Here is a 6,761-nt window from a genome sequence, read left to right on the forward strand (position 1 = left end):
CCGGAAGATAAAAAGAGATCCGCGTCTAAAAAATGATAGTATAAACTAATTATGAACAGCTACTTACATATTTCCAAATAACTTTTTTAGTGTCTTTTCCTTGAAAATCCTTCTTTGGCTGTGAAGTCGAGGGAGGATTTTCTGTATATTTGTCGCATGCAACCTTATATAAGTATAATCATTCCCTTTTTCGGCAAGGCGGATCCGGTGCTTTTACAACGATGCCTTGATTCCATCCAACGGCAAGGTATGGAAAAGGAAACTTATGAACTCATAGTGACGGATGACGACGGAAAAGGCTTGGGAGCTGCCCGCAATAAAGGCATGCGCCAGGCGACAGGCACTTATCTGATGTTTGTAGATGCGGACGATTATCTCTTACCGGGTTTTACCCAATGTATTCCTCATTTAATGTCGGAACATCCGGACGTCTTCTCGTTCAAGATGTGCAAGGTCAAGGAAAAAGCTTTTAAACCTCATTTTTCTATTCTTTTTTGGATAACATATGAATCCGGAGCAGAGTATTTAGAGAGTCAGAACTTTACCGGTAGCGCTTGCGGGCATTTCTTTCGTCGCCGGTTCTTGAACGATCATGATATTACCTTCGCGGAGGAATGTTATCATGAGGATGAAGACTTTCTGGTAAAAGCATATTGCCGGGCAAGCACAACGGTGGTTACGAATGGGCATTTCTATGGCTATTACATAAATCCGTCTTCCATCACTCGGCAACGTTCTTTGGAGATGCGTTTGCGACGATTGACCGATTTTCATAAAATGCTTCACCGTATGAAAGACTTGTACCTTTCTGTTGAAGCCGCTGAAGGGTTGGAGTCTGAGAAAACCATGGGGGTAAAACGGCGTTTGAGTTTCTTGACTATTGATTATATCCGATTACTTTTGCGAAACCGGAGTCCGGAATTGCAGAAGAAATTTAAAGCTTTGAAGTCTGAGGGTTTTCTTCCGTTATCTAAAGCTGATTATACCTGGAAATATCGGATAGCTCGCATCATTATCAATTTCTTTGTTTAGGTATGAGAATATTACTGATTGGGGAATGTAGTAATTTGCATTGGAACTTAGCAGAAGGATTGCGTGCTTTAGGGCATGAAGTCCGTACGGCAGCCAGTGATAATGGCTGGCGAAAATACTCGTATGATATATCCTTGAATCGCCCGACAAACAGTTTCATGGACGGGATCGGATGTATGTGCCGTATATTGTATCATCTTCCTGAATTCCGTGGATATGATGTGGTACAAATTACGCACCCCTATTTTCTTCGCATCCGTTCGGAACGCGCTTTACCTGTTTATCATTACTTGAGACGCCATAATAAGAAAGTCTTTTTGGGAGCTTTTGGAACTGACTATTATTATGCAAAGGCATGTATGGAGACTGATATCTTTCGTTATTCCGACTTCAAGATAGGAGATAAGTATAGAGATACTCCGGAGAATCGGACAGAGATACAAGAATGCTTGTACGGTGGCACTGCTAAAGCTAATCAAATTATCGCGAAGAGTTGTAACGGCATAATTGCCTGCCTTTGGGAATATCATGTTTCTTATCTACCTCACTTCCCGGAGAAAACAGCCTTCATTCCTCTACCCATTGATTTGCGGGAAATAACGTCCCGGGTTCGCAGTGTGCCGGAGATCCTGAATTTCTTTATCGGTATTCAGTCGGCACGTAGTAATTTGAAAGGTACTGATGTGATGCTCCCCGTCCTGCAAGCAGTACAGCGCAAGTATCCCAATCTTTGCCGTATCACCGAAGTACACGATGTGCCCTATGCCCGCTATCAGCAACTGATGGATGACGCCGACGTCCAGTTAGACCAACTGTATTCTTATACTCCCTCTATGAATTCACTGCTTGCCATGGCAAAAGGGGTAACCGTAGTAGGAGGAGGCGAACCGGAAAATTACAAAATCATTAACGAAACGGAACTTCGCCCCATCATCAACATCTTGCCGGACGAACAGGATATTTACCGGAAATTGGAAGATATAGTCCTGCATAAGGAACGTATTCCCGACTTATCTGCACAAAGCATTGAATACGTAAACAAACATCATAACTACATCAAAGTAGCCCGCCAATACCTGGGATTTTGGGAGACGCACTGATTGCCCTCATGAGGTAATTCTGTTTATCGCACACGCATGCGCATGTGCGCATATACGAAAACAAATATACAAAAGTTCAATATATAAAGAATATTACTTATATTTGCATAGTGTAAACTTATAGTATATGAAAAATACAGCACTATATCTTATCTATTTGCTCTTATTCAGTAGCATGAGTTATGCCCAGGAAGGCAGAATGTTTACTGCCGATAAAGAATTATCAAGCAGTATGATTAATAAAGTCTTCCAAGACCACGATGAAATAATATGGATTGCAACAGAAGACGGGTTGAACCGGTACGATGGGGCTAAATTCACGGTGTACAAGCACGATAAAGAAAACCCCCATTCATTATTGAACAACTATGTGCGAGTGCTTTACGAAGACAGCCGGAAACGACTCTTTGTCGGAAGCCTGAAGGGACTGCAAATCTATGACCACGAAACGGCACAATTCATCACCATCCCCATGGAGCTTATTAACGGGATTAAGATAGAGGCCAACATCTCTGCCGTTATTGAACGTAAGAACGGAGAAATACTCGTCGGAACCTCAGGGCACAGCCTGTTTTTATTAGAGACACAAGACGACGGCAACATGGTCGTCAGGCAATTACCACGAAACATTCCAAGTGACATCATCACTTGCCTGTACGAAGACCAGCAAGGCTTCCTGTGGGTAACCACCGGCGATAACGGCATATTCCGGATAGACCGGAATAACCAACAGAAACAATACCTGAGCGAAAAAGGAATAGCATGGAATACCATTTCCGGCATTTGCGAAGATAAATACGGCAATCTCTATATGGGAAGCATGCAGAAGGGATTATTTCAATATAACTACGTAAAGGAAACATTTACTCCTATTATATACGACTCAATTCCCAAGCACTCCATTAAAGTTGCATACGAAACCGGACAAGAGGAGATTCATATCGTCACTGCCTACAAAGAAACATCTACCCTGTATTACGACGCAATTCCCAACTTCCCCATTAAAGCCTTGTACCCAACCGAACAAGATGAGATTTATATCGGCACGGACGGAAACGGTATCAAAATCTACAATATCCAGGACAAAAAAATACGGGACAGCAACTCCAGCGTTACAGCCTTCAACCTGAATAAAGCCAAAGTACACTCCATACTGAAAGACAAATTAGGCAATACCTGGTTGGGCTTCTACCAGAAAGGCGTCATGATACTCCCGGCTACGTCCAATGAATTCAAATATACAGGTTACAAATCATCCGTCAGCAATATCATCGGCTCAAGTTGCGTGATGTCTGTTTTCAAAGACCACAGCGGAACTGTATGGGTAGGTACGGATGGCGACGGAATCTATGGCATCTCTCCCGACGGTACACAAAGCGCTCATTTCACATCTACAGGAAATCCACGCTCTGTTCCCTCCACCATAATGAGCATTTACGAAGATTCTAACCACAACCTGTGGATAGGCTCATACCTGAACGGTATGGCCAGGATGAATACCAAAACCGGGGAGTGTACTTATATCAACTTGGTAGACTACAAATCAAACCAGGTACAAAACGTCTATTGCTTTGCCGAAGACAATAATAAGAACCTGTGGATAGGAACAATGGGACACGGTATCTTCTACATGAACCTTAATACAGGTAAAATCAACCTCTTCCCTATCCCCGAAACCGTAGACGAATGGAGCAAACCGGAAATGCTGCCCAATGCGTGGATCAATTGTCTGCTACATACTGCCGACGACAAGCTATATATAGGAACATACGACGGCCTGGCTTGCCTGGATATAAAGAAAATGAACTTCAATACTGCCCTCAGAACAAAAAGGATATTACCCGACGAAGTTGTCCATGCCCTGTACGAAGACCACACAGGTGGCATTTGGATTGGCACGTCCAAAGGCTTAAGCCATCTGAATCCCCAAACAATGGACATCCGCGAATACACCATAGAAGACGGTTTACCCAGCAACCTCATTTGTTCTATCCAGGGAGACGACAACGGTTATCTCTGGATCAGTACCGGTTACGGAATCAGCCGTTATAATCTGCAGAACCATAGTTTCATCAATTTCTATGCCAACGACGGATTGCAGGGCAATGAGTTCAGTAAAGGAGCCGGCTTTACCAGCCCCACGAGAGAAATCATATTTGGCGGAACCAACGGTATTACCTATTTCAATCCGCAGGAAATAACCAATCCCAATACGAAACCGGAAATACGGATTACAGACTTCAGTATTCATGAAAAGACCGTCACGAAAGGAATGAAGTCCGGAAGTTATGACATTGTAGACACAACAATCATGGATGCTGACCTCTTCCGGTTATCTCATAAAGACAATTCCTTCAGTATTGAGTTCTCTGCCATGGAATTCTACAGTCCGGAACGAATCACTTACATGTATTCGCTCGGCAATTCAAACTGGGTCAGCCTGCAACAAGGTACAAACCGGGTTTCGTTCAGCAACCTGTCTCCGGGTACTTACACATTCCAGGTGAAGGCGAAGGACTATAACTCCTACTCCGATACGAAAGAGATAACCGTTATTATCTTTCCTGCCTGGTATGCGTCCGGGTGGGCTAAGCTGATATATATTATCCTCGCACTGGGCATCATTTATGTAATCATCATGCAAGTGCGCCACCGCTACCGCGCCCGCCAGGAAATCATGGAACACATTCATGCCGAACAAATCAATGAAGCGAAACTGCAATTCTTTATCAATATATCCCATGAGATACGTACGCCGATGTCTCTCATCATCAGTCCGCTACAAAAGCTGATGGCCACGGACAAAGAGAAAGAACGGCAGAAGAACTATCACACCATCTACCGGAATGCAGAACGCATACTCCGCCTGGTAAACCAACTGATGGACATCCGCAAGATAGACAAAGGACAAATGGCTCTTAAGTTTCAGGAGATGGACATCGTGGGGTTCGTCCGCGATTTGTACTATACCTTCGAGTACCAGGCAAAGACTAAACACATCACCCTGAACTTCCAACCCGACATGGAGAAGCTACCGGCATGGATAGACCCGAAGAACTTCGACAAGGTTATCCTGAACATACTTTCCAATGCCTTCAAGTTTACCCCGAAGAACGGCGAAATCAATATTTACCTGCGCACGGGCGAAGACCTGAATACCTCCAAAGCCCTGCGGCATTACTTTGAGATAGTAGTAGAGGATAGCGGCATCGGAATTGAACCGGCAGAGATAGGACGAATCTTTGAACGTTTCTATCAAATCCGCAACAGCCATAACAACTCTAATGTAGGTACCGGCATCGGTCTGCACCTGAGCCGTTCGCTAACAGAGTTGCATCACGGAATAATACTGGTCGAGAACAATACAGGAAAGCCCGGTTCGCGCTTCACAATGCGCCTTCCCTTGGGTAAAGCACACCTGACGAAAGAAGAGATTGATGAGAATCCGACCCACAACTACGATTCCATACATGATGCCACACCTGTGCTTTCGCCTGCCGAGAACGAAGATGGGAAAGTGCGTTCCAAAACAAAACACAACGTTGTAGTTGTAGAAGATGATGAAGAAATACGGAAATACATCTGCCGGGAACTGGCAAGCGACTTCCACATGCACGAGTTCACCAACGGAAAAGATGCGCTGGCTTGGCTGCTATCCTGCAAAAAAGCGCCGGAACTCGTTATCAGTGATATCATGATGGCTGAAATGGATGGTCTGACCCTTTGCCGGAAGATAAAACAGAATGTAACCGTAAACCATGTACCTGTTATTCTGCTCACCGCCAAGTCGAGGGAAGAGGATAAGCTGGAGGGTTTGGGACATGGCGCCGATGCGTATATCGTTAAGCCGTTCAACATTGAGGTATTGAGAAAAACAGCTCTGAACCTTATCAAGAGCCGTGAGGTGATGCGCAACAGTTTCAGTGGAAACCAGATACAGGAGGACAGACTACAGAAACTGAATGTGCCGTCGCCGGATGACAAGCTGCTGAATAAGGTAATGAAGATTATCAATGAGAATCTGAGCAATCCCGATTTGAATGTGGAGATGATAGCCACCGAAGTGGGTATCAGTCGCGTGCATCTCCACCGCAAGCTGAAGGAGCTTACTAATCAATCTACCCGCGACCTGATACGCAACATCAGGCTAAAGCAGGCGGCAACACTGTTGAATGATAAGCGCCACAGCATCAGCGAGGTGGCAATGCAGACGGGGTTTGCAAACGTAACTTATTTCTCTACGGCATTCAAGGAGTTGTATGGTATCACTCCGACAACCTATATGGAGGAGCATTTGAAGGCTGCCAAGTCGGAGAAGCGAAAAGTTAGAAAGTTGAATCGGAAGATTGAAGATTGAAAGTTGAAAGTTGAGAGCAGAAAGTTGAGAGTTGAAAGTTGAGAGTTGAGTTGAATTTTGAATAAAATCTCGCACTTCATTTATATTATTGATTATCAGTAGTATCTCTATTTGAATATCAGAAGTATCTCTATAATGATTATTGAGAGTATCTCTATTCTCCTCCTCCCGGGAGGAGGAGTACCCGTAGGGGGAGGTGGTAGGAGAAGAAGAATTCCTTAGATTTATGATTAATAGGTATTTGTTTTACCTACCACCTCCCCCCTTCGGGG

General features: G+C 44.2%; 3 protein-coding genes. All 3 read left to right on the forward strand.

The window, feature by feature from the left end; genetic code table 11:
• Positions 1 to 156 precede the first annotated feature (156 nt).
• The 3 genes from B2Z67_RS02885 to B2Z67_RS02895 all read left to right on the forward strand — a co-directional run bounded on the left by B2Z67_RS02885 (position 157) and on the right by B2Z67_RS02895 (position 6,489).
• On the forward strand, positions 157 to 1,032 hold the full coding sequence (locus B2Z67_RS02885) for a glycosyltransferase family 2 protein (protein WP_291528316.1): 876 nt from the start codon (positions 157 to 159) through the stop codon (positions 1,030 to 1,032).
• Positions 1,033 to 1,034: 2 nt separating this feature from the next.
• Entirely contained in the window at positions 1,035 to 2,132 is a 1,098-nt protein-coding gene (locus tag B2Z67_RS02890) for a glycosyltransferase family 1 protein (RefSeq protein ID WP_291528317.1), read from the forward strand.
• A 127-nt stretch (positions 2,133 to 2,259) separates the two neighbouring features.
• Complete coding sequence (locus B2Z67_RS02895; protein WP_291528318.1) at positions 2,260 to 6,489, forward strand: hybrid sensor histidine kinase/response regulator transcription factor; 4,230 nt, start codon at positions 2,260 to 2,262, stop codon at positions 6,487 to 6,489.
• The last annotated feature ends 272 nt before the right edge of the window (positions 6,490 to 6,761 follow it).

The sequence above is a fragment of the Bacteroides sp. UBA939 genome (assembly GCF_002293435.1).
GTDB lineage: Bacteria > Bacteroidota > Bacteroidia > Bacteroidales > Bacteroidaceae > Bacteroides.